The sequence below is a fragment of the Catenibacterium sp. genome (assembly GCF_052354645.1).
Taxonomy (GTDB): domain Bacteria; phylum Bacillota_I; class Bacilli_A; order Erysipelotrichales; family Coprobacillaceae; genus Catenibacterium; species Catenibacterium mitsuoka_A.
Genome location: NZ_DAWDDM010000266.1, coordinates 1 through 2661, shown reverse-complemented (window position 1 = coordinate 2661; position 2661 = coordinate 1). Strand labels below are relative to the sequence as shown.

Here is a 2661-nt window from a genome sequence, read left to right as displayed (position 1 = left end):
TCGATATAGTATCTATCTTTATCATTTTTGTCTCTTTTTATAAATCTCTTCGGATCATTGGGATTCTTTTTCAGATCATCAACCTTGTTTGTGCTTATAAGTCTTTTTGCACGCTCTATCTGTCTGTTTCTTACATATCTCTGATACTCCATGGCTTTTCTTGAGAATGTGACGATTACATACTGCTTCAGCATTCCTTTGGACTTCTTCTCTTTTGTATTTCCGCAGGATGTTTCATATTCCTCGGTAAATCCAAGATCTATGGCCTTATCGGCAGGAATGACCTTATATACCACGTCATTATAAAGCGCCTTGTTTGATTCATCCATTCTGTCAAACTCATGCATTTCTTTCAGAGTCTTCGGCATATTGTTTGATAATAATCTATAGCCATCATCATTGAACACGGCTTCCTGAAGTGGCTTTGACAGCTTCTTTATGGACTGGGTGACGATGAAGGCTCTGCTTCCGAAGGAATTGAATCTTCTGATATCCATCGATCCAAGACCGGCATCGGCACAGTATATAAGCTTTTTGTTTCTGAAGGATCTTATCATCTTTTTCTCAGTTGATGTGGCGCATAGCTGCTCGTTCTGATTTCCAGGATTGATGCACATGGAAAGAGGTATTCCCTGAGCGTCGATAAACAGTCCCATCTGCACGATAGGGCTGGGCTGATGCTGCTTGGATATTCCATATTTTCTTAATGCGGCAGATACCTCTCCGGTGACCTCATCCACATAGTCATCATCGGCTGTCTCTATCTCGAAATAGTAGTTGGTGCAGTCAAAGTAGCACACAGAGGTATCTCTTCTGATGATACTGTTGCTCGCCTCATAGAGGTGGGTGATATAGTCATCAAAATGTCCTGCGAGGAGGCTCATGAATCTGAGTGATGATTCATAAAGATAATGTGGCTGTTCATAATATATATGAAGATGGTCATAAATGCCCAGCTTTGAGCGTGGATCAAGAATTCTTGATATCGTGAGAAACCTGTTTATAAGATTCGCATCATATTCTGCTCTTGTATCCTTCATGATGTCATCAAGAAACTTCTTTATTTTCAGGTCATTATAGATGGACTGGATAAAGAAGTAGCCGATATTGAGATTCTTTGAATGCGCAACATGATCATCTGAAGAAGCAAGCTTCTTGGAAAAGTCAATATTTATATCAAGTGATACTTTTTCAGCTTTATATTCCTCATTATATTTTGCGACCTCCTGTTTTGCATATTCGAGAGGATCATCGGTGATTTTGAGCAGATCATTATGCCTGCCGATTTTCTTTATATTTCTGGTCGTGGTCTTTTTGCCGTTCCTTATTCCCTGCTGGATGAAATATGTAGGATTTTTAGAACGCCTGTCATAGTAAAGTTTCATAGAAATCAGCTCCTATGACAATTATATCATATTATACAACACCATACAACTTTTAAAAATCAAAAGCTTGACAAAAAAATAACGTTGTAATCAACGTTTTTTCAAATCAGAGGCTCTTCAACTGTCAAAGACCCGAAGTAATTATACTGACACTATATTTTAGCATTTAAAGAATTAAAATAAGAAAATCAATAAATTGGGTATATCAGTAGTATATATATGATATAATTATTTCACATTTATAAAACTTATATTATGTGGAGGTGGTATGTGTAACACAAATAAATATTGATGAAAATAAAGTTGATAATTTTTCAGATGATACATGCACAAGCCGCATTGAAAAAAAGTTGCAAAATATGTCAATGATCTTATAAAGAAGCAAATTTGGTAGAAGAAGGATTAGGGAAGAAGGTGCAAATTCAGAAATCACAAGTAATATATTATTGCAGACAGTTAGAAAAAATATAAAATTTTACAAGAAAAAGCCAAATATACGACTAGTTATTATTAAAATTATATATTGCTTTTCTACTCTACTAGTAGGTTTTTTATTTGATGAGTCTGGATAATCAAATGAATCTACAGAGTTTTTTTATTATCTTTATGATATTGCCTTGGTATCAACTTTTATGCAATTTATGTTAGAGGGTAAGGAGTGATAATATGATAAATTAATGCATGATAAAGTAGATAAAATAATTATTAAGTTAAACAAAATAGTATAAAGTGGTTGCTCTTAATTGAGTTAACTGAACAAAATTAATTTTAGCATGACTGAATCATAAAATAGTATAAGTATGATTCTGTTGAAAGATTGGTAAAAGTTTGTACATATTGCAGAAGTGAGAACAGAATATAATTTTAGGAAACATAATAAAAGAAAATAAAGAAGAGTGGGATAAATATGAAGAGTTTTGAAGTAAATATGAAAAGATTTGGTAAAAATCAGCCAAAGAAGAAAAAGTCAAAGTGGAAAAATGTTATTATTCCGAGTGTACTACTTATTATTATTTTTGTGGGATGCGCATATAAAGTTGAAAATTTAATTCAGTCTAGTGTCGTAAAACTATCAGTGGATAATGATGTTAATGCAACATGGATTGGTTCATTAGCATCATTTTGGGGAGGAATTTTAGGTGGTATTTTTTCTGGGATAATTGCTGTTTTTGGAGTGTTTTATACAATTCAATTTACAAGAGAAGCTGACAGAAATAAATTAAGACAAAGTATTCAACCATTTTTAAACGTTAATAAAGTTACTTCACAATATAAT

General features: G+C 33.2%; 2 protein-coding genes. One reads left to right on the top strand and one right to left on the bottom strand.

Annotated elements, in window-relative coordinates:
* The coding region (locus ACT8VG_RS09740; protein ID WP_444195747.1) for an IS1634 family transposase at positions 1–1385 on the bottom strand (1385 nt) is incomplete at its 3' end.
* 907 nt (positions 1386–2292) lie between these two features.
* On the opposite strand from ACT8VG_RS09740, the gene ACT8VG_RS09735 reads away from it, so the two are divergent.
* A partial coding sequence (locus tag ACT8VG_RS09735) for a hypothetical protein (protein ID WP_444195746.1) occupies positions 2293–2661 on the top strand: 369 nt, incomplete at its 3' end.